This window comes from Streptomyces sp. NPDC030838 (assembly GCF_055572035.1).
Map to the genome: position 1 here is coordinate 383936 of NZ_JBVIED010000004.1, position 18795 is coordinate 402730.

Genomic DNA, 18795 nt, shown 5'->3' on the forward strand with positions numbered 1-18795 from the left:
GCTAAATTCCCGCCATGAGGACTCCCGGCGCGGACACGGACCGGCACGTCGTGGCAGTCGCGGTGACCGACGGCGCCCCCACCTTCGAACTCGCGGTGCCCTGCGAGGTGTTCGGCCTCGACCGCAGCGACATCAGCGACCCCTGGTACGAGCTGCGGCTGTGCGCCGCCGAACCGGGCGTCCTGCGCACCACCGCCGGTCTGACCCTGCACACCCCGTACGGCCTGGACGACCTGGCGGAGGCGGACACGGTGGTCGTGGCCGCCTGCGAGCGCCGGGTGCAGACGGACCCGCCGCGGCCGCTGCTCGACGCGCTGCGCACCGCCCACGCCCGGGGGCGCCGGATCGTCTCCCTGTGCAGCGGGGCGTACGTCCTCGCCGCCGCGGGCCTGCTGAACGGCCGCCGGGCCACCACCCACTGGATGAACGCCGCCGACTTCGCCCACCGCTTCCCCGAGGTCACCTACGAACCGACCGCCCTCTACGTCCAGGACGGCCCCGTCCTCACCTCGGCCGGCACCGGCGCCGTCATCGACCTCTGTCTCCACCTGGTCCGCCACGACCACGGCTCCGCCGTCGCCAACGAGGTGGCCCGGCGCATGGTCGTCCCCCCGCACCGGGAGGGCGGCCAGAGCCAGTACGCCAAACCCCTCGCGCGCGAGCCCCGCGACCGCCGTGACACCAGCCTCGCCCCGGTCCTGCAGTGGGCCCGCGAGCGGCTGCACGAGCCGCTGACCGTCACCGCGCTGGCCCGCGAGGCCCACCTGAGCGAACGCACCTTCGCCCGCCGGTTCCGCGACTCGCTCGGAACCACCCCGCTCCAGTGGATCCTCCAGGAGCGGGTCCGGCTGGCCCAGGAACTCCTGGAGACCACCGACGACCCCGTGGAGTCCATCGCCCGCCGCACCGGCTTCGGCACGGCGGCCAACCTCCGCCACCACTTCGCCCGCCTGACCACCGTCTCGCCGCAGTCGTACCGACAGGTCTTCCGCTCAAGCAAATAGTGCACAGAGATGTCTGCTGCGCCGCACTGGTGATCTTCGTGGCGGGAGGAGTGCTGCTGTCGCCTCGGCCTGCGCGGCAAGCGTTTGGATGGGCCGCGGGGACGCAGCCTGGCGCTGCCTCGAAGTCCGTTTGCAGTCGTGAGGAGCCGTGCATGTTGCAGATCACCGACCCGACCCCGGCCGGGGTGTCCGGACGGGCTGGCTGGGTCGAGGCGCTGGTGACCCCCGCACTCCGGGCGGCCGTGGCCTCGCTTCCCGCGGCCGAGGAGCGGGTGGCGGGCTACCACCGCGGCTGGTGCGAGGCGGACGGCACCCCGAGCGCGTCGGCGCACGGCGGCGGGAAGTCCGTACGGCCGATGCTGGCGATGCTCTCGGCGGTGGCGGTCGGCGGCACTCCCGGCGTCGCGGTCCCGGGCGCGGTCGCCGTGGAACTCGTCCACGACTTCACGCTGCTGCACGACGACGTCATCGACGGCGACGCGCTGCGCCGCCACCGCCCGGCCGTCTGGTCGGCGTTCGGCACCCCCGCCGCCGTGCTGACCGGCGACGCGCTGCTGGTGACGGCGATGCGGGTGGTGGCCGACGTGCCCGTGCGGGGCGCGGTCGCGGTCAAGGAGCTGGTCGCCGCCCTGCTCGACCTCGTCGAGGGGCAGAGCGGCGACGTGGCGTTCGAGAGCGCGCCGGAGGTGTCGGTGGCGCAGTACCTGGCGATGGCCGAGGGCAAGACCGGCGCCCTGATGGGCTGCGCGTGCGCGCTGGGCGGGGTGCTCGCCGACGCGGACGCGGAACAGGTGCGGGGACTGCGGGAGTTCGGGCGGCGGCTGGGCGTGGCGTTCCAGTGCGCGGACGACGTGCTGGGCATCTGGGGCCGCACCGCGCGCAGCGGCAAGCCGGTCGGCGCGGACCTCGCGGCACGCAAGAAGTCCCTGCCGGTGGTGGCCGCGCTGGCGGACGGGGGAGCGGCCTCACGTCGGCTGCGCGCCCTGTACGGCTCCCCGCGGCCCTTCGGCGAGGCGGACATCGCGCTCGCCTGCCGGCTGGTGGAGGAGGCCGGCGGACGGCAGGCGGCCGAGGAGGAGGCGCGCCGTCAAGTGGCCGCCGCACTGCGGGCGTTGTCGTGTGCGCAGCCGACCGCCGAGGCCTATCAGCAGCTGCGGGACATCGCCTGGGCCATGACCGGGCGGGAGTCCTGAACCGCGGGGCCGGGAGCGCGGCGTGACTTCGGCCGAGTTGAGCCGTTTGTCTGCGTAGTGGCGATATTTCGTGATGCGTGATTCGTGACTCGCGATGCGTGGTGCCGAGAAGACACAGGGGAGTCGTGCAGCAGACCGAACCCAGCGCGGCGGTTCCGGGTGATCTGCCGGCCGTGGCCGCTTACGGACTCCAGGTGGTCCGCGGCGGCAACGAGGTCCTGCGCAGCCTCACCTTCACCGTGCCGCGCGGCTGCATCGTCGGCGTGCTCGGTCCCAGCGGCTGCGGCAAGACCACGCTGCTGCGCTCCGTGGTCGGCGTCCAGCGGCCCACCGCGGGCCACGTCCAGGTCCTGGGCCACCCGGCGGGCGCACCGCAGCTGCGGACCCGCGTCGGCTACGTCACCCAGGCCCCGTCGGTGTACGGCGACCTGACCGTGCTGGAGAACCTGCGCTACTTCGCCGCCGCCCTCGGTATGCGCGGCTGGCGGCGGGAGGACGCCGTGGTCCGCGTGGTCAAGGAGGTCGACCTCGCGTCGTACGCCGACAAGCTGGTCACCCGGCTCTCCGGCGGCCAGTACTCCCGGGTCTCGCTGGCCGTCGCGCTGCTCAACAAGCCCCATCTGCTGGTGATGGACGAACCCACGGTGGGCCTGGACCCGATGGTGCGCCGCGAGCTGTGGCTGGTGTTCCAGCGCCTCGCCGAGGAGGGCACCACGCTGCTCGTCTCCAGCCACGTCATGGACGAGGCCGACCGCTGCGACCGGCTGCTGCTGATGCGGTCGGGCCGGCTGCTGGCCAGCGCGGACCGCGACACCCTGCTCGGGCACACCGGGTGCGACGACGTGGAAGAGGCGTTCATGCACCTGGTGGAGGCCGCGGCCCGGGCCGAGACCCTCGCCCGGCAGCGGGCCGCGGGACAGGCGCTGGTGCCCGTGCTGCCCGGCCTGCTCGACCAGCCCACCGCGCCCGCCGTGGAGCGGTCCTTCTTCACCACGGACGTCGCCCCGTGAGCGGCGCCGCCCTGGCCGAGCGGCTGCCGTTCTCGCCGGTCATCACCGGCGCGACCGCGGTCCGCGTCCTTCAGCAGATCTCCCGCGACCGGGGCAGCACCGCGCTGCTGCTGGGCATCCCCTGCATGCTGATGGTGCTGCTGAAGCTGATGTTCCACGCCTCGGAGCCGACCTTCGAGCGGGTCGGGCCCCAGGTCTTCGGGATCTTCCCGGTCATCGTCATGTACCTGGTGGCCTCGGTCTCCACCCTGAGGGAACGCACCACCGGCACCGCCGAGCGGCTGCTGACGATGCCCGTCCGCCGCCTCGACATCGTCCTCGGCTACAGCCTCGCCTTCGCCTTCCTCGCCCTGCTCCAGGCCGTGCTGTCCACCCTGCTGGCCGTGGGGCCCCTCGGGCTGGACATCAAGGGCCCCGCCTATCTGCTGATGGTCATCGCCATGCTCGGCGCCCTGCTCGGCCTCGCCCTCGGGCTGCTGGTGAGCGCCTTCGCCCGCAACGAGTTCCAGGCCGTGCAGTTCCTGCCGGCCGGTGTGCTGCCCCAGTTCCTGGTGTGCGGGCTGTTCGTGCCGCGGGAGGACATGCACGGCGCCCTGTCCGGGATCGCCAAGGCCATGCCGATGACGTACGCCGTCCAGGCGGCCGGTGAGGCGGCCGCGCACACCGGGGTCACCGGGCTGTTCGTCCGGGACGCGCTGCTGATCCTCGGGTGCGTGATCCTCGTGCTCGTCGCGAGCGCGGCCACCCTCAAACGCTGAGCGGGCGCCGGACATGGGTGAGGGCCGCCCCGGGGCGGCCCTCACCCAAGCGCGGTCCGGCTAGCGGGCGCCCCACGAGAAGCCGCCGGAGATGGTGCCGTGCCGGGGGAACTCGAACGGGCCGAAGTGCAGCGGACGGTCGTGGCCGCGACCGTTGCCGTTACCGCCGAAGTCCTCCGGACCCGGACCGACCACGGTCGTCGCCTCCTGCGGGGTGGCGGCGACCGCGCCCGTCGCACCCACACCCGTCGTCAGCGCCAGCGCGGCGAGCGACACCACGGCGGTACGGCGAAGCAGCGAAGACATGAAAAACCTCCTGGGAAAGTGCGCGGAATTCCGGGAAAGTGCACCGGAGTCAGCCTATCCATTCCGTCCGCCCACGAGAAAACGGGAAATGCCGGGTTCCCCCGAACGAAGCGGTGGGGTACACGAACGTAAAAACGCATGAATAAGGGCGCGCTACTGTATGGGTCGCATGCGAAATAAAGGGACGCCGGAAAAAGGAGAAATCGCATGACCGGACCGCGGCTGCCCGGCCGTGCCCTGCTCGCCCCCGTCCTGCTCGCCTCCGCCGTACTCGCCCTCCCGTTCCCGGCGTGGGCCGGCCCCTACCCCGTACCGCCCCCGCCGCCTCCGTACCAGGCGCCCGCGTGGCCGGCCCCGGCCCCCGGCCACTGGCAGCCACCGCCCGCGCCCGGCCCCCAGCCCTGGGGCGCGCAGTCCGGCGGCTCGCGCCCCGCCGACACCGTGCGGCGCCTGGTCGCCGTCCTCAACCGGTACCGCGCGGACGCGGGATGCGGATCCGTCCGCCCGCACCCGGCGCTCAACCGGGCCGCCCAGGCCCACAGCGCGCACATGGCCCGCCACCGGCGCCTCAGCCACACCGGGGCGGGCGCCAGCACCCCCGCCGAGCGGATGCGGGCCGCCGGTTACCGCCCCCGCCACACCGCCGAGGCCATCATCGCCGGCACCGCCACCCCGGAGGCGGCCGTGGACGCCTGGCTGGACAGCCCGCCGCACCGCGCGATCCTCCTCACCTGCCGCTACCGCCACGCCGGCGTGGGCTCGGCGGCGGGCGGCGGCGGCCGGTGGTGGACGCTGGACCTGGCGACGAACCGCTAGACAGGCCCCAGCGCCGTCTACAGCCCGTCGTCCCACCACCAGGCGATGGCGGGCGCGCCCTCGATCGGGCCCGTCCGGGTGTCGGACGGTTCGGAGGCGTACGTCAGCGCCCCGTACTCCATGTCGTCCGGCCAGTGCCCCAGGCTCAGATACCGGGGCACGCGCAGCCCCCACTCGTTGTTGCCGCGGATGCCGTACCGCAGCCCTTGCAGATACGTCCGCAGATCGGCACTGGCGGTGGGCCGCACCCGGTCGTACAGCCGCAGGAACCGCTGCAGCACCCGGTCCCGCAGTCCGTTCGCCGCGATCACGGCCTCCTGGAGGGGCAGCGACCGCTCCGCCATGAGCACCGTGTACAGGTTCTGGTCGGTGTGATCCCGGGAGAGTTCCTTCACCAGGGAGTGCCGGTCGTTGTCGAGGGCGGCGACCATGATCGCCATCTCCGTCAGCGCCCGCACCGCCGGGCGGTGCATCTCCCGGTCCGGCACCTCCGCCCCGGTCGCCAGCTCCAGCAGCGCGAAGGTGGGCTCGCCGCCGGAGGAGAGCAGCCGCATCGCCAGGAAGTCGTCCAGCCCCGGCATCCGGCCGGCCGCCTGGTTCCCGACCTGCCAGGCGACCCCGGACAGCCAGGCCCGGTGCGCGACCGCGAACCGGCGCACCTGGGTGGGCGGCGCGAACGACCGGAACCGCCGCACGATGTCCTGCAGGGCCCCGATGTACGGATCCGCCCCCACCGCCGACACCGCCTCACAGGCCCGCTGCACCTGCCCGGCCAGCGCGTTGAACTGCGCGGGCCGACCGCTCAGCGGCCCCGTGTCACAGCGCGCGTCGTCGAAGGCGAACCCCCAGTACACCCACAGCGCCGCCGCCAGCAGCCGGTCGTCGTCCTCGGCGTCCGGGGCGAACCGGGCGAAGAAGTCCCCGCTGTGCGTGGCGATGACCCAGGCCTTTTCCCGCTCGGTGGCGCACATATCACTTTCCTGAATCCACCGCACGGCCCGCTGCTCGATCTGCCGGATACGCGGATGGACGGCGGATTCCAGCGGACAGAAGAGCGGCGGCAATTCCACTTCGCCTACGAGGTGACCCATGCCATGAACAACCTTCCGGAAAAGGGAGTGGTCGGCAGGGTCTCGATCATGGACAAATTCGCGGACCGATCTCGACGAGCCATGCCTCTCGCCCGACGCGGTCACGCAAAAGAGTCATCCCGCCTCTCGGGGTTGACGCCGGTCCGTTACGGAACGCCGAGTTCGAACAGGGCGTACCCCGCGTATGAGCCGGAGGCCAGTGCGGCGAGGCCGAGGAGGGTGAGCTGCAGGGGCAGGCTGAGCCGGCGCAGGGCGGCGGCGAGGGGGAGGAACAGGGGGAACGCGGGGAGCAGATAGCGGGAGACGTTGGCGAAGATCTGCTGGCTGCCGAGGACGAGGGCGAGCGTGAGGAGCGTGTAGACGACCAGGACGGCGGGCGGGCGTCTGCGGATCAGCAGCGGGAGAAGGGCGAGGGCGAGCAGGACGACGCCGACGCCGATGAGGTCCGCGAAGGGATACGCGAAGAGGTAGTCGAAGTGGCCCACCGGGACGGAGGTCAGCACGTCCAGGGTGTGCGCGCCGTAGTCGAAGCTGTGGGCCCAGGCGCCGTCCTGGAGCGCGAAGTAGCCGCCGTAGTCGCCCATTTCGTGGCCCACCCAGGCGAGATAGCCGATCAGACCGAGCGGGGAGATCGCCAGCGCGGCCAGGGGGCGCAGCACCCCGTCCTCCCTCCGGCGCAGCGCGAGCAGCGCGGCCACGGCGAGGGCGGCGATCAGGGCGCCGGCGGTGGGCCGGTTGAGCCCGGCGGCGCAGGTCAGCAGACCGGCGGTGAGCCAGCGGCGGTTCATGACGGTGTGGCAGGCCCAGGCGGCGAGGGCGACGAAGAGGGAGTCGGAGTAGACCGCCCACTCCACGCCGGATCCGGGCCACACCGCCCAGAGCCCGGCGGCGGCCAATCCGGCCCGGTATCCGGCCAGTTGGGTGATGACCGCGTGGATGCCGAACGCCGCGACGAAGGACGCGACGACCGACACCAGCAGCCCGGACCCGAACAGTCCGAGCCCGGTCAGCTCGGAGACCAGCCGCATCGCCGCCGGATAGAGCGGGAAGAACGCCGCCGAGTTCCCCTCCAGGGTGATCAGACCGGTGGCCCCCGGGACCGGGACGAGTGCGGGGTCGTAGCCGTGTGCCGCGATCTGCTGGTACCACCAGCCGTCCCAGGTGGCCAGGACGTCCCAGGGGCGGGCGCCGCCGCCGAAGCGCGGATGCTTGCCGCGGTAGTCGCCCGCGACGTGCAGGAGGGAGAGGAAGACGGCGAAACCCACGAGCTTCAGGCCGCCGTACACGGCCAGGACGGGGCCGTACCGGTCGAGCGCGCGGCGCAGCGGGCGCCGGGGCGGGGCCGTGGCAGCGGGGGCCGGGAGGTCGGTCATGGTGGCCGTGTTCACGAGCCGGTCCCTCCCGCCGTACGACGGGACGCCCGGGCGCCGAAGACCCAGGTCCGCAGCAGCAGGAACCGCAGCAGCGTCGCGGTCAGGTTGGCGGCGACCAGGACGGCGAGTTCGGTGCCGGGCGCGGCCCCGGGCGCCGCGTGGTGCAGGGCGGCGAGCGAGCCCGCGGTGAGCGCGAGGCCCAGCAGGAAGACCACCAGCCCCTTGGCCTGGTGGCGCAGCGCCCCGCCCCGGCCGCGCAGCCCGAAGGTGAGCCGTCGGTTCGCCGCCGTGTTGGCGACCGCGCAGACCAGCAGCGCCAGCGCGTTGGCGGTCTGCGCGCCGATGGCCGGGCGCAGCGCCGCGTACAGCAGCAGATGGCCCAGGGTGCTGACGGCTCCCACGGCGGCGAAGCGCCACAGCTGGGCGGTGAGACCGGCCGGGGGCCGGCGCAGCTCCACCGGCGGGAGGGTGCCGCGGGTCAGCGAGCGGCCGAGCCGGGCGATACCGCGCAGGTCGGCCAGCGCGGTGGCGACGAGATCCACCCGGCTGTCGGGATCGTCCACCCAGTCCACCGGCACCTCGTGGATCCGCAGCCCGGCCCGCTCGGCGATCACCAGCAGCTCGGTGTCGAAGAACCAGGCCGAGTCCTGCACCAGCGGCAGCAGTTGCTCGGCGACCTCGCGCCGTACCGCCTTGAAACCGCACTGCGCGTCGGAGAAACCGACGGCGAGCGTGGAGCGCAGCAGGGCGTTGTAGCAGCGCGAGACGATCTCCCGCCGGGGGCCGCGCACCACGCGCGCGCCCGGGGCCAGGCGGGTGCCGATGGCGATGTCGGAGTGCCCGGAGAGCAGCGGGGCCACGAGGGGGAGCAGGGCCGCGAGTTCGGTGGACAGGTCCACGTCCATGTACGCCAGTACGGGGGCCGACGACCGCGACCAGGCGGCGCGCAGCGCCCGGCCCCGCCCCTTCTCCGCCAGCCGCAGCCACTCCACCTCGGGCAGGTCGGCGGCCAGCCGGGCGGCTATTCGCGGGGTCCGGTCGGTGCTGGCGTTGTCGGCGACAGTGATCCGGAACGGGTACGGGAAGGTCGCCCGCAGGTGCGCGTGGAGCCGCCGGACGCTCGGCTCCAGCTCCGCCTCCTCGTTCAGCACGGGGACCACCACGTCCAGGACGGGCTCCGGGTGGTGGGCCGGAACGGGTGCGCGGCGCGGGAGCCCGACGGGGACCTGGACGGGGGCGGAGCAGTGTTTTCGCATGGTTGGTCCTTGTCTGTTCCCTACGAAAGGGCAGGGCGAGGGCGTGTCGGGCGCGTGTCGGGCGCCGGGGGAGGGGGTCAGCCGGCCGGGTCCTCCGACGACGAGGCACCGGATGCCTCGGACGACGGCTCGTCCCCGGCGACCGCCGACTCCGTGGCGGAGTCCGGCGGGGGCTCCGACACCGGGGACGTCCGGGTCGGGTCGCCGCCCGCGGGCGGGGTCTCGGTGACCTTGACCGACGGTTTGTCGGTGGGGCCCGGATCCGACGCGGTGGGCGTGGTGCCGGGCGTGGCCGAGGTCGTGGCCGTCGTGGGGGGCGCGGTCGTGGCGGGGGAGGACGCGGGCGGGCTGCTCGGGGTCGGGTCGGGGGACGGCGTCGCCTCCGGCGCGGAGGATGTCGGGCCCGGGCTCGACATGGGCTGCGGGTGCGGGGCGCTGGGCTCGTTCCTGGTCGGAGCGTCGGGAAGCAGGAACAGGCCGAGGCCCAGTCCGGCGACCGCGAGCACGGAGCCGACGGCCTTCCGCGCCGCCCGCGCCCGGCGGCGGGCCCGTACGCCCTCGCGCAGACGGTCCCGGTGCCACGGCTCGAAGGGGGTGTGCTCCTCGGCGCCGTGCATCATCCGCGCCAGCTGCCGTTCGAAGTGGTCCATGGCTTCTCCTTCACCCCACCGGCTCGACGACATCGGCCAACAGCTGCCGCAGCCGGGCCACTCCGCGCGCGGTATGGGACCGAGCCGTGCCCAGCGGGCACCCCAGCGCTTCCGCCACCTGGCGCTCGGGAAGGTCCTGGTAGTAGCGCAGCACCACCGCGGCCCGCTGCTTCGCCGACAGGTGCCCCAGCGCGGCCTCCAGGCGCGAGCGCTCCGCCACGGATGCGGACACGTCACCCGCCGCCGCCGTCTCGGGCAGCTGCTCGACCGGGCGCTCGCCCCACCACCGCCGTCTGGCCGAACGCGCCGCGGCCCGCACCATCACCGTGCGGACATACGCCTCCGGCGCCTCGTCGCCGACCTTCGGCCAGACGAACCAGAGCTTGACCAGGGACTCCTGCACCAGGTCCTCGGCCCGATGCCGATCGCCACCGGTGAGCAGCCGGGCGAGATGGAGCAACGCCGACCAGCGGGCCGCCACGAACTCGTCGAACTCACCGGCCCGAGCCTGCTCCATGCGCACTGTCCCCGCTCCTGCCAGTTGCCTACGTCAGGGGGTAAGACGGTGGCGCTCGCGTTGCTATGCACTCGGGGCCTGTGATCCCGGTCACCTGCCAGTTCGCGGCCGTGGACGCCGTTTCGTCGGCCTTGATGCCGAAGTCGATCCGCTGCGACTCAGCTCGGCTCCTGCTCCTGTGCGCCCTCCGTGCCGTACAGCCGTGCCGAGGCGTCGACGTGGGCCAGGCGGCGCAGGGAGCTGAAGACCGCCTCGCCGAGGACGGTGCCGATGACCACGGCCTCGACCATGTCCTCGACGCCCACGCGCCGGTCCACGTATCCGAGGTCGGCGCGGGCCACCTGTTCGGCGGCGTCGGCGTAGGTGTCGAGGACGTCGACGAAGGCTCCGTGGCCCAACCGGGCCATGGCGGCGAGGGCCTTCGAGAGGTCGGCGGCGGCGGGGTTCGACTCGTGGGTGCGCCAGCCGCGCCGGGAGATGAGGTCGGCGACGGCGGCCCGGGCGGCCGCCGCCTCGGTGTCGTCGCGTTCGGGGTGCGCGCCGCCGATCCGGTCCGCGGCGGCGCCGAGCACCTTGTGCAGCGGGCGCCCCGGGTCGTCGAGGGCCGCGAGGACGTCCGCGACCTCGGCCACCTTCATGCCACCCACGTCGAGCAGGGCGCGGATGAGGTGGAGCCGGCGCTCGTGTGCCTCGCCGTAGGTCGCCTGGTTACGGCTCGTCAGCTCACCGGAAGGCAGCAGGCCTTCACGGACGTAGTACTTGATCGTCGGCACCGGCACCCCGGTCTTGCGGCTCAACTCTCCGATGCGCACTGCCGATTCGCTCCTCGTCCTCGCCCCGACCATTCGCCGAGTCGGCCTTGTCGGCCTGCCGCCCATGATAGATAGTGGAGCTACCGGATAGTGGGAAGTGCCAGTATCTATTCTTGGGGGAGTTGTGGTTTCCTTACGCATGTGGCACCGGCCGCTCGTGCTGTTCTCGGCGTTGATGGCGGTGATGGCCGTCGTGTCCGCGGTGGGACTCGTGGTCGACGACCGGGTCCTGGTGGGGGCGCCGATCTGGTTCAAGCCGTTCAAGTTCGCGGTCTCGTTCGTGGCGTACTGCCTCTCCCTCGCCTGGATGCTGTCGCTCCTGCCCAAGGGTCGCCGCGTGGGCTGGTGGGCGGGGACCGTCGTCGCGCTGGCGAGCCTCGTCGAGATGGTGATCATCACCGGGCAGGTCGTACGCGGGAAGCGCAGCCACTTCAACCACGAAACACCGTTCGACGAGGCGCTGTTCAACGCGATGGCTGTCACGGTCGTCATCCTGTGGCTCGGCACGCTCGTCATCGCCGTGCTGCTGCTCCGCGCCCGGATCGCCGACCGGGCCGCCGCCTGGGCGATGCGCTCCGGCATCGTCCTGGCGCTGGCCGGGGCCGCCGTCGGCTTCCTGATGACCCAGCCGGCGCCGGGGCAGCGGCGCGGCGCCTCCGATGTGGTCGGCGCGCACAGCGTGGGTGTACCGGACGGCGGTCCCTCGATGCCGCTGACCGGCTGGTCCACGACCGGCGGCGACCTGCGCATCCCGCACTTCGTCGGCATGCACGCGCTGCAACTCCTGCCGCTGGTGGTCATGCTGCTGACCGCGCTGGCCCCGCGCTTCACCCGGCTCGCCGACGACCGGCTCCGGCTGCGCCTGGTGCTGCTCGCCTCGGGGGCGTACGCCGCCGTCTTCGCGCTGGTCCTCTGGCAGGCGTTGCGCGGCCAGTCGCTGATCCACCCAGACGGAGCGACGCTCGGGGCGGCCGGCCTGATCCTGCTCGCCGTCCTTCTCGGGACGTACGGCTCCCTGCGGGCAGCCCGAACGCGTCCCGCCCCCCGGCCGACGACACCGGCCGACGCCGAAGAAGCCGCCACCCCGAAGGGCCTCGTCTCATGACCGGATTCCTCTTCGAACTCTCCTTCTGGCTGGCCGCACCCGTCTGGCTGCTCATGATCTTCGCGCCGGCCTGGGGCCCGACCGCCCGCATCGCCGGTTCACCGTTGACCGTCGTACCCGTCCTGCTCGTCTACGTCGCGCTCGCGCTCCCGGTGTTTCCCGAGCTGTGGACCGCGGTCCGCAGCCCCGACCTCGACACCTTCCGCGACCTGACGGCCCTCGCGGACGGCGCGGGAGCCGTCTGGGCGCAGGTCATCGCCTGGGATCTGCTGATCGGCCAGTGGATGTACCGGGAGAGCAGGCGGCTGCGGATCTCTCCCCTGCTGATGGGCCCGCTGCTGGTCTTCACGATCCTGCTGTCGCCGTTCGGACTGCTGCTGTTCCTGGGGGTACGGGCTCGCGCTCGCCGTAAGACCCCGTTCAGGAAGCCGGCGCAGCGGGCGTAGTGCGCGGGCGGGGCTCGGAAGGTGGCGCAATCCAGCGGTTGCGCCCCTTCCCCAGGAGGCTCAACTTGTTCAATGTGGGAGCGCTCCCGCAGCTCTCGCACTCCCCGTACCCCCACATTGGAAAGAGGGAGACTGTGTTACCCGGCAAAGTTTGTCATGATCGCGACATCAACCGTCTACGCCTCCGCCCAGCCCTCCTCCTGAGCGTCCTCGCCGCGCTGCTGATCAGCCTGATCCCGGGAGGCGGCACCGCCGCCGCCCACGGCTCGGTCGTCGACCCGGCGTCCCGCAACTACGGCTGCTGGCTGCGCTGGGGCAGCGACTTCCAGAATCCGGACATGGCGCAGGAAGACCCCATGTGCTGGCAGGCGTGGCAGGACAACCCCAACGCCATGTGGAACTGGAACGGCCTGTACCGCAACGGCTCCGCGGGCAACTTCCAGGCGGTCGTCCCCGACGGCCAGCTGTGCAGCGGCGGGCGGACCGAGGGCGGCCGCTACAACTCCCTGGACGCGGTGGGACCGTGGAAGACGACGGATGTGTCGGCCAACTTCACCGTCCGGCTGTACGACCAGGCCAGCCACGGCGCGGACTACTTCCTGGTCTACGTCACCCGCCAGGGCTTCGACCCCACCACCCAGCCGCTGCGCTGGAGCGACCTGCAACTCGTCGCCCGCACCGGGCGGTACGCCCCCAGCCAGAACTACTCGATCGACGTGAGCACGTCGGGCCTGAGCGGCAGGCACGTCGTCTACACGATCTGGCAGGCGTCCCACATGGACCAGACGTACTTCCTGTGCAGTGACGTGAACTTCCGCTGAGCCGCCCGTCCCACCGGGCGCGGGGCGTCCCCACGCGTCGCGTCCGGTGGGAATGTGCGGAGGGTTGTGTGCGGGAAGGCGGAGGAAAGCCGTTCGGCGGCGCGTGGGTCGTTAGCGTGCCTGTTGTGAGGAAGAAGACCCTGATAGCAGGCCTGCTGCTGGCCGTCGTGGGCGCGGGAGCCGGTGCCTCCGCGTACGCCGCCTTCGCCGAGGACCCGTCCGTCTCCGTGCACACGGAACCGGCGAGGAGCCGTGCGGACTACATCGAGATGTGGGAGGCGGACCTGGCGAAGTCCGGCAAGGAACTGCCCGCCGACGTCGACTCGATGACCACGCAGGAGATCCTCGACGCGTGGGGCGCGGAGCTGGGGAAGCACGCTCAGCCGGGGTGATCCCGGGGCCGGGAACGGCGGAGGGGCCCGCGCCGAGCGCGGGCCCCTCAGTGCATCTTGTGCCGGCGGTTCAGCTGATGGCGCTCGCCGTGCTGATCGTGTTCGCGGCCTTCGAGTCGTGCTCGGAGGAGAACAGGTCGTCCGAGTCGCGGTTGCCCGCGTCGTCGGTCATGTGGTGGCTGATCGCGCCGATGATCCGCGGGTCGCTGGAGTTCTTGCCCTCGATCATCGGGCCGCCGGAGGCACCCTTCCCCATGTCGCAGTCCATCGACATGCGGTCGTCGAGCGGGTTCCAGGAGAAGGCGTCCACCGTGTTGCCGTAGCAGTACATCATCCGCTGGGCGTCGAGGTCGGTGCGGTTGTAGCCCTGGCCGGGGTAGCCCGCGGCGTAGACGTCGGAGTGGTCGGTGAGGTTCTCGGTGAAGGTGTAGCCGAACGCGCCCACGTTGTCCTGGAGCTTGCCCCAGACGGGGTGGTCGTCGAGGACCACGGCGGCGTAGTCGGCGTCCTCGAAGTCGCTGGAGCTCATCCACTCGTTGTTGACGACCTTGGACTTGATGGTCCAGGACCCGAGGGGGCCGCTGCCGTCGCGGTAGCCGGGGATGAACTCCAGCATGTTGTTCCAGCCCGCCGCGCCGGAGCCGTCGCCCATGTGGACACAGTGCCCGGCGGTCCACAGCGTGTTCCGGTTGGCGGAGACGATGACCGCGGCCGAACAGGAGTGGTCCGAGCCGTCGGGCTGCTTGTAGAAGAGGCGGCCCACGAGGGAGTACTGCGGTGCCGTGCTGTACGGGACCTCCTGCGAGACGGATATCTCGGCGGTCGCGGCGGTGGCGGCGTACGTGCTGTTCACCGGCTTGACCGAGGGGGCCGAGGCCGGGGCGGCGGCCGGAGCCACGGCGGGTGCGGAGTGCTCGTCCGCCGCCGGTGCGGTGCCCTCGGCCGCGGCGTCGGCGGAGGCCACGGGGCGCTTCTTCAGGGCCGGCATGTCCGCCGGGTTGGCCGCGGCGGCCCGCAGACGGTCCTTGGTCCAGTAGGCGCGGACCTCCCGGTCGGTCTTCTTCTCGGCGGCCACGGTGATGCCCGCCGCCGGAACGTCCTGCTCGGCCCGGGGCGCGGCCTGGGCCGTGAGGGGGGTGAGGGAGAGCGCTGCCGTGGCGGCGACGAGAGGGACGACGGTGTGGCGAAGACGCACGGGTGCCTCGTTTCGGAAAGACCGATGATCTCGAGGCAGGTATGCAACCACTCCGACATGGTCATGACATGCGCGCGCTGTGAACACCCTGTGGTGAGCGGGCAGAGGAGCGTTCACCACCGTGACCGGCGTTCTGACCGCCCAGGAGTTCCGCCGCCTGATGGTGGGTGCGTTCCGCCGCCTGCTGGGCGTCCGCGACGGCGTCGCCGCGTTCGCGCACCAGGTCCTCGTAGATCGGCAGTTGGACGTCGTGGCTGGGACTGTGGGTCGTCACAGTCGATCCTTCCGCTGTCGAACGGGCGGTGACCGGTGTCCCGTCAGGCTCGGTTGAGCCGTGCGGCGATTCCGTGACCGATCAGCAAATAAATGAGGGCCGGAAGACCGTGATTGAGGACGACGCGTAGTCCTTCTGTGTCCATGGTGAAAATATCCTGCGACCACCAGGCGAGCCAGTCCGCGGTTCCCCGCACGAAATCGACGAATACGTTCGCCTGGTTCGCGTCGAGCAGGAACAGCACGATCCACAGACCCAGAAAACCTGCCGCGACATCGGCGATCGTGCAGATGGTCAGGGCCGTCCGACGTGCGGCGACCTGGTCGCGCGCGGTGCGGTCCGGGCCGGGGGCGGGCGGCTGGTCGTGGATCTGGTGGTGTCCGGAGAACCGGTCGTGGTTGCTCACATCGAATCCGATCGGTGCGGTGTCGTATTGACGTGCTTCTTTCTGTTTCTGCGTTCGGTGAGTGCTGCCGTGTTACACCGCATCCGTGATGACCCGAATATGGCTGCCTATTCAGGCACTTCCCTTCACTTCCCCAAATGACGGTGCATCGGGGGCCGTTCCACGCCGGTGGTTTGTGGGTCTTCGCCGCCAGGAAACATGTGGGTGAGGCCGGCTGTGTTCGGGGAAGGAGGAGCCATTCCCCCGTCCGACGACGAGCGACTGGTCGCTCTGGAAGTCCGACTCCTGCGTGAGGATCCCCGCTTCGCCCGTGCGCTGGGCGCGGGCCGCCCCACCCGGCCCCGCGAGTACCGGCGCACCGGCACCTGGTGGATGCTCGCGGCCGCCCTGGCCGTACTGGTCACCGGCATGGTCCTGGCCGAGGGCCTGCTCATCGCCGCCGGTCTGGTCGGCACCGGCATCGTCGTGCAGTTGCTGGACCCGCATCGCGTACGGCGCGGGCGCTGATCACGTCTCCCCGCGTGCCTGACTCATGCCGATACGACAATTACCGTATGATTATCGGCATTTGAGGTGCGCTAGGATCCTTTACCGAGCCCTTACGCTCCGTTGAGCGAGGGCTCGCTCGGTCGTTGGGGTGGGGTCGCCGATTTCGCGACCGACGTGAGGGGGCCTGGCATGGACCGCGTCGTCCGCATGCGCGTCGACGTCCCCGTGCGCGTCGAGAACGCCGCCCGCGACGGCGTTCCCGATACCGATGGCGCCACCGACTTGAGCGGCCTCTCCGCGCGCTGAGGGGCGTACCGCCCGACGTCGCCGAGCGGTCACCGCCACGGCCGGCCACACGTCACCCCGCGGCCCGGCCCGCCCGCCCCGCTTCCCACCGAGCCGAGCCGAGCCCTGCCGGCACACGGCACGACACCGCACCCAGGCCCGGTCCGGAGCCCTGTCCGGGCCGTCGGCACCCGCCCATGGCACAGACGCCGCCGCCGCACCGATCACGGAGGTCAGACGCCCGTGCACGACACCACCGCCATGCTCATCGAACTCGGGGCGATCATCCTCGGTCTCGGGTTGCTGGGACGCCTCGCCGGACGGGTGGGCTTCTCGCCCATACCCCTGTACCTGCTCGCCGGACTGGCCTTCGGGCACGGCGGCATCCTGCCGCTGCGCGCCAGTGAGGAGTTCGTCGCCACCGGCGCCGAGATCGGCGTGATCCTGCTGCTGCTCCTGCTCGGACTGGAGTACAGCGCCTCCGAACTCGTCACCACGCTCAAGACCCAATACCCCTCCGGAGCGGTCGACTTCGTCCTCAACGCCGTCCCCGGTGCCGCCATGGCCCTGCTGCTGGGCTGGGGTCCGGTGGCCGCCGTCGCGCTGGCCGGAGTCACCTGGATCTCCTCGTCCGGCGTCATCGCGAAGGTCCTCGGCGATCTGCGCCGGCTCGGGAACCGGGAGACGCCGATCGTGCTCGGCGTCCTGGTCCTGGAAGACCTGGCCATGGCCGTCTACCTGCCGATCCTCACCGCCGTGCTGGCCGGGGTGAGTCTGGCGGGCGGCGCCGCGACCCTCCTTGTCGCACTGGGTACCGTCGGCGCCGTGCTGTACGTGGCGCTGCGGCACGGGCGTCTGGTCAGCCGGGCGGTCTCCTCCGACAGCGCCGAGATGTTGCTGCTGGTCGTCTTCGGCCTCACGCTGCTCGTCGCGGGCATCGCCCAGCAGCTCCAGGTCTCGGCGGCCGTGGGCGCGTTCCTGGTCGGCATCGCGCTGTCCGGCGAGGTCGCCGAGGGGGCGGGGAACCTGCTCACCCCGCTGCGGGACCTGTTCGCCGCGGTGTTCTTCGTCTTCTTCGGCCTGCACACCGACCCCGCGGCCATCCCGCCCGTCCTGGTGCCCGCGCTCGCGCTGGCCGCCGTCACCACCGCCACGAAGATCGCCACCGGCTACTGGGCCGCCCGCCGTGCCGGGATCTCGGCCAAGGGCCGCTGGCGGGCGGGCGGAACGCTGGTGGCGCGGGGCGAGTTCTCCATCGTCATCGCCGGACTCGCCGTCGGCGCCGAACCCCGCATCGGCCCGCTGGCCACCGCCTACGTTCTCATCCTGGTCGTCCTCGGCCCCCTCGCCGCCCGCTGGACCGAGCCCCTGGCCCTCCGCCTCACCCGCCGCACTCCGCCCGAGTCCCTGGCCAAGGCGGCTCCGGCCGAGCCCGCCGAGACCGCGCACGCGCGTGGCTGAGTACGGCGGTTCCGCGCATGGGCGTGGCTGATCACGGTGGGCCACGCCTGGGCATGGCTGATCACGGCGGGACCGCGCACGCGTACGGCCGAGCCGCCGGGGCCGCGCATGCGCGTGGCTGAACATGGCGGTTTCGCGGATGGGCCTGGCTGATCGCGGCGGTTCCGCGTCTGGGCGTGGCTGATCACGGCGGGACCGCGCACGCGTACGGCCGAGCCGCCGGGGCCGCGCATGCGCGTGGCTGAGTACGGCGGTTCCGCGCATGGGCGTGGCTGATCACGGCGGGACCGCGCACGCGTACGGCCGAACCGTCGGGGCCGCGCGCGCGTGGCTGATCACGGCGGTTCCGGGCCTCGGCGTGGCTGAGCACAGCGGTATCGCGCACGCGTACGGCCGAGACGCCGGGACCGCGCGCGCGTGGCTGAGCACGGCGGTTCCGCGCATGGGCGTGGCTGAACACGGTGGGACCGCGCACCCGCATGCCGGGGGGCGCGGCCGCGGACGACTCGGTTCGCGGAGCAGGCGCGTGGTCAGCGGGAACGGGCCCGGGTGCCGCCGGGGCGGCGGCGCCCGGAGTGCTCGGCGCGGGGGCCGCGTAGGGCTCACTCCCGGCCCAGTACCTCCGCGGCCGCCTCGACGCCCTCCCGTGTGCCGATCACGATCAGCGTGTCGCCGCCGGCCAGCCGGAAGCCCGGGCCGGGGGAGGGGATGGCGTCCGCCCGGCGCAGTACCGCCACGATGGACACGCCGGTCTCGGTCCGCATCCGCGTGTCGCCGAGCAGCCGTCCGTTCCAGTGCGAGGTGGCCGACAGCTCGATCCGCTCCGCGACCAGCCCCAGTTCCGTCGTCGACAGCAGGTTCGGGCTGTGGTGCGCCGGCATGAGGGCGTCGACGAGCGCCTCCGCCTCGCCGGAGGTGAGCCGTACCGACAGCGCGCAGGCGTCCGGGTCGTCCTCCTGGTAAGCGTTCAGCGTCCGCGACCCGTCCCGGTGGGCCACGACCGACAGCCGGCGCCGCTCCCGCGTGGTCAGGTCGTAGCGAACCCCGATGCCCGGCAAGGGCGTACTGCTCACATGTGCGGCACCCACGGTTGTCCCCCTGTCGACTGGCCGGTTCGGGCGTTCCTCCGGAACAC

General features: G+C 72.3%; 22 protein-coding genes. 11 read left to right on the plus strand and 11 right to left on the minus strand.

The window, feature by feature from the left end; translation table 11 throughout:
• The first annotated feature begins 14 nt into the window (after nt 1-14).
• From ACZ42A_RS14985 to ACZ42A_RS15000, 4 genes are all read left to right on the plus strand, one after another.
• Nucleotides 15-1004, plus strand: coding sequence for a helix-turn-helix domain-containing protein (locus ACZ42A_RS14985; RefSeq protein WP_468527594.1), 990 nt, complete (start codon nt 15-17; stop codon nt 1002-1004).
• A gap of 152 nt (nt 1005-1156) precedes the next feature.
• Complete coding sequence (locus ACZ42A_RS14990; RefSeq protein WP_468527595.1) at nt 1157-2197, plus strand: polyprenyl synthetase family protein; 1041 nt, start codon at nt 1157-1159, stop codon at nt 2195-2197.
• A gap of 125 nt (nt 2198-2322) precedes the next feature.
• Entirely contained in the window at nt 2323-3207 is an 885-nt protein-coding gene (locus ACZ42A_RS14995; RefSeq protein WP_468527596.1) for an ABC transporter ATP-binding protein, read from the plus strand.
• Nucleotides 3204-3965, plus strand: coding sequence for an ABC transporter permease (locus ACZ42A_RS15000; protein ID WP_468527597.1), 762 nt, complete (start codon nt 3204-3206; stop codon nt 3963-3965). The genes ACZ42A_RS14995 and ACZ42A_RS15000 overlap by 4 nt, the downstream gene beginning before the upstream one ends.
• Before the next feature lie 60 nt (nt 3966-4025).
• On the opposite strand, the gene ACZ42A_RS15005 is transcribed toward ACZ42A_RS15000, so the two are convergent.
• On the minus strand, nt 4026-4271 hold the full coding sequence (locus tag ACZ42A_RS15005) for a hypothetical protein (protein WP_468527598.1): 246 nt from the start codon (nt 4269-4271) through the stop codon (nt 4026-4028).
• Between the two features lie 207 nt (nt 4272-4478).
• Here ACZ42A_RS15005 and ACZ42A_RS15010 point away from each other — a divergent pair, with 207 nt between their 5' ends.
• Nucleotides 4479-5087: a CAP domain-containing protein gene (locus ACZ42A_RS15010; protein ID WP_468527599.1), complete on the plus strand. Its 609-nt coding sequence runs from the start codon at nt 4479-4481 to the stop codon at nt 5085-5087.
• A 17-nt stretch (nt 5088-5104) separates the two neighbouring features.
• Here ACZ42A_RS15010 and ACZ42A_RS15015 read toward each other — a convergent pair whose 3' ends face one another.
• From ACZ42A_RS15015 to ACZ42A_RS15040, 6 genes are all read right to left on the minus strand, one after another.
• Nucleotides 5105-6058, minus strand: a complete 954-nt coding sequence (locus ACZ42A_RS15015) for a terpene synthase family protein (RefSeq protein WP_468527600.1) — start codon at nt 6056-6058, stop codon at nt 5105-5107.
• Nucleotides 6059-6324: 266 nt separating this feature from the next.
• Complete coding sequence (locus ACZ42A_RS15020; RefSeq protein ID WP_468527696.1) at nt 6325-7551, minus strand: hypothetical protein; 1227 nt, start codon at nt 7549-7551, stop codon at nt 6325-6327.
• Nucleotides 7552-7562: 11 nt separating this feature from the next.
• Nucleotides 7563-8807: a glycosyltransferase gene (locus ACZ42A_RS15025; RefSeq protein WP_468527601.1), complete on the minus strand. Its 1245-nt coding sequence runs from the start codon at nt 8805-8807 to the stop codon at nt 7563-7565.
• Between the two features lie 77 nt (nt 8808-8884).
• Complete coding sequence (locus ACZ42A_RS15030) at nt 8885-9457, minus strand: hypothetical protein (protein ID WP_468527602.1); 573 nt, start codon at nt 9455-9457, stop codon at nt 8885-8887.
• 10 nt (nt 9458-9467) lie between these two features.
• Nucleotides 9468-9974 (minus strand): SigE family RNA polymerase sigma factor, encoded by a 507-nt coding sequence (locus ACZ42A_RS15035; RefSeq protein ID WP_468527603.1) that lies wholly within the window; start codon nt 9972-9974, stop codon nt 9468-9470.
• Nucleotides 9975-10132: 158 nt separating this feature from the next.
• The gene (locus ACZ42A_RS15040; protein ID WP_468527604.1) at nt 10133-10786 is read right to left on the minus strand and encodes a MerR family transcriptional regulator; all 654 of its coding nucleotides are present in this window, start codon (nt 10784-10786) and stop codon (nt 10133-10135) included.
• Nucleotides 10787-10961: 175 nt separating this feature from the next.
• On the opposite strand from ACZ42A_RS15040, the gene ACZ42A_RS15045 reads away from it, so the two are divergent.
• The 4 genes from ACZ42A_RS15045 to ACZ42A_RS15060 all read left to right on the plus strand — a co-directional run bounded on the left by ACZ42A_RS15045 (nt 10962) and on the right by ACZ42A_RS15060 (nt 13550).
• Nucleotides 10962-11891, plus strand: coding sequence for a hypothetical protein (locus ACZ42A_RS15045; protein ID WP_468527697.1), 930 nt, complete (start codon nt 10962-10964; stop codon nt 11889-11891).
• Complete coding sequence (locus tag ACZ42A_RS15050; RefSeq protein WP_468527605.1) at nt 11888-12337, plus strand: ABA4-like family protein; 450 nt, start codon at nt 11888-11890, stop codon at nt 12335-12337. Before ACZ42A_RS15045 ends, ACZ42A_RS15050 begins: the two co-directional genes overlap by 4 nt.
• 134 nt (nt 12338-12471) lie before the next feature.
• A complete protein-coding gene (locus ACZ42A_RS15055) occupies nt 12472-13158 on the plus strand; it encodes a lytic polysaccharide monooxygenase auxiliary activity family 9 protein (RefSeq protein ID WP_468527606.1) in 687 nt (228 codons plus the stop codon).
• Between the two features lie 125 nt (nt 13159-13283).
• The gene (locus ACZ42A_RS15060; protein ID WP_468527607.1) at nt 13284-13550 is read left to right on the plus strand and encodes a hypothetical protein; all 267 of its coding nucleotides are present in this window, start codon (nt 13284-13286) and stop codon (nt 13548-13550) included.
• A 70-nt stretch (nt 13551-13620) separates the two neighbouring features.
• Here ACZ42A_RS15060 and ACZ42A_RS15065 read toward each other — a convergent pair whose 3' ends face one another.
• The 3 genes from ACZ42A_RS15065 to ACZ42A_RS15075 form a co-directional block, all read right to left on the minus strand.
• Entirely contained in the window at nt 13621-14745 is a 1125-nt protein-coding gene (locus tag ACZ42A_RS15065; RefSeq protein ID WP_468527608.1) for a trypsin-like serine peptidase, read from the minus strand.
• A gap of 61 nt (nt 14746-14806) precedes the next feature.
• Entirely contained in the window at nt 14807-15019 is a 213-nt protein-coding gene (locus ACZ42A_RS15070; protein WP_468527609.1) for a hypothetical protein, read from the minus strand.
• 43 nt (nt 15020-15062) lie between these two features.
• On the minus strand, nt 15063-15389 hold the full coding sequence (locus ACZ42A_RS15075; RefSeq protein WP_468527698.1) for a hypothetical protein: 327 nt from the start codon (nt 15387-15389) through the stop codon (nt 15063-15065).
• 240 nt (nt 15390-15629) lie between these two features.
• Here ACZ42A_RS15075 and ACZ42A_RS15080 point away from each other — a divergent pair, with 240 nt between their 5' ends.
• Complete coding sequence (locus tag ACZ42A_RS15080) at nt 15630-15932, plus strand: DUF3040 domain-containing protein (protein WP_468527610.1); 303 nt, start codon at nt 15630-15632, stop codon at nt 15930-15932.
• Nucleotides 15933-16442: 510 nt separating this feature from the next.
• On the plus strand, nt 16443-17660 hold the full coding sequence (locus ACZ42A_RS15085) for a cation:proton antiporter (RefSeq protein ID WP_468527611.1): 1218 nt from the start codon (nt 16443-16445) through the stop codon (nt 17658-17660).
• Nucleotides 17661-18262: 602 nt separating this feature from the next.
• Here ACZ42A_RS15085 and ACZ42A_RS15090 read toward each other — a convergent pair.
• The gene (locus tag ACZ42A_RS15090) at nt 18263-18733 is read right to left on the minus strand and encodes a cation:proton antiporter regulatory subunit (RefSeq protein WP_468527612.1); all 471 of its coding nucleotides are present in this window, start codon (nt 18731-18733) and stop codon (nt 18263-18265) included.
• Between the last annotated feature and the right edge of the window lie 62 nt (nt 18734-18795).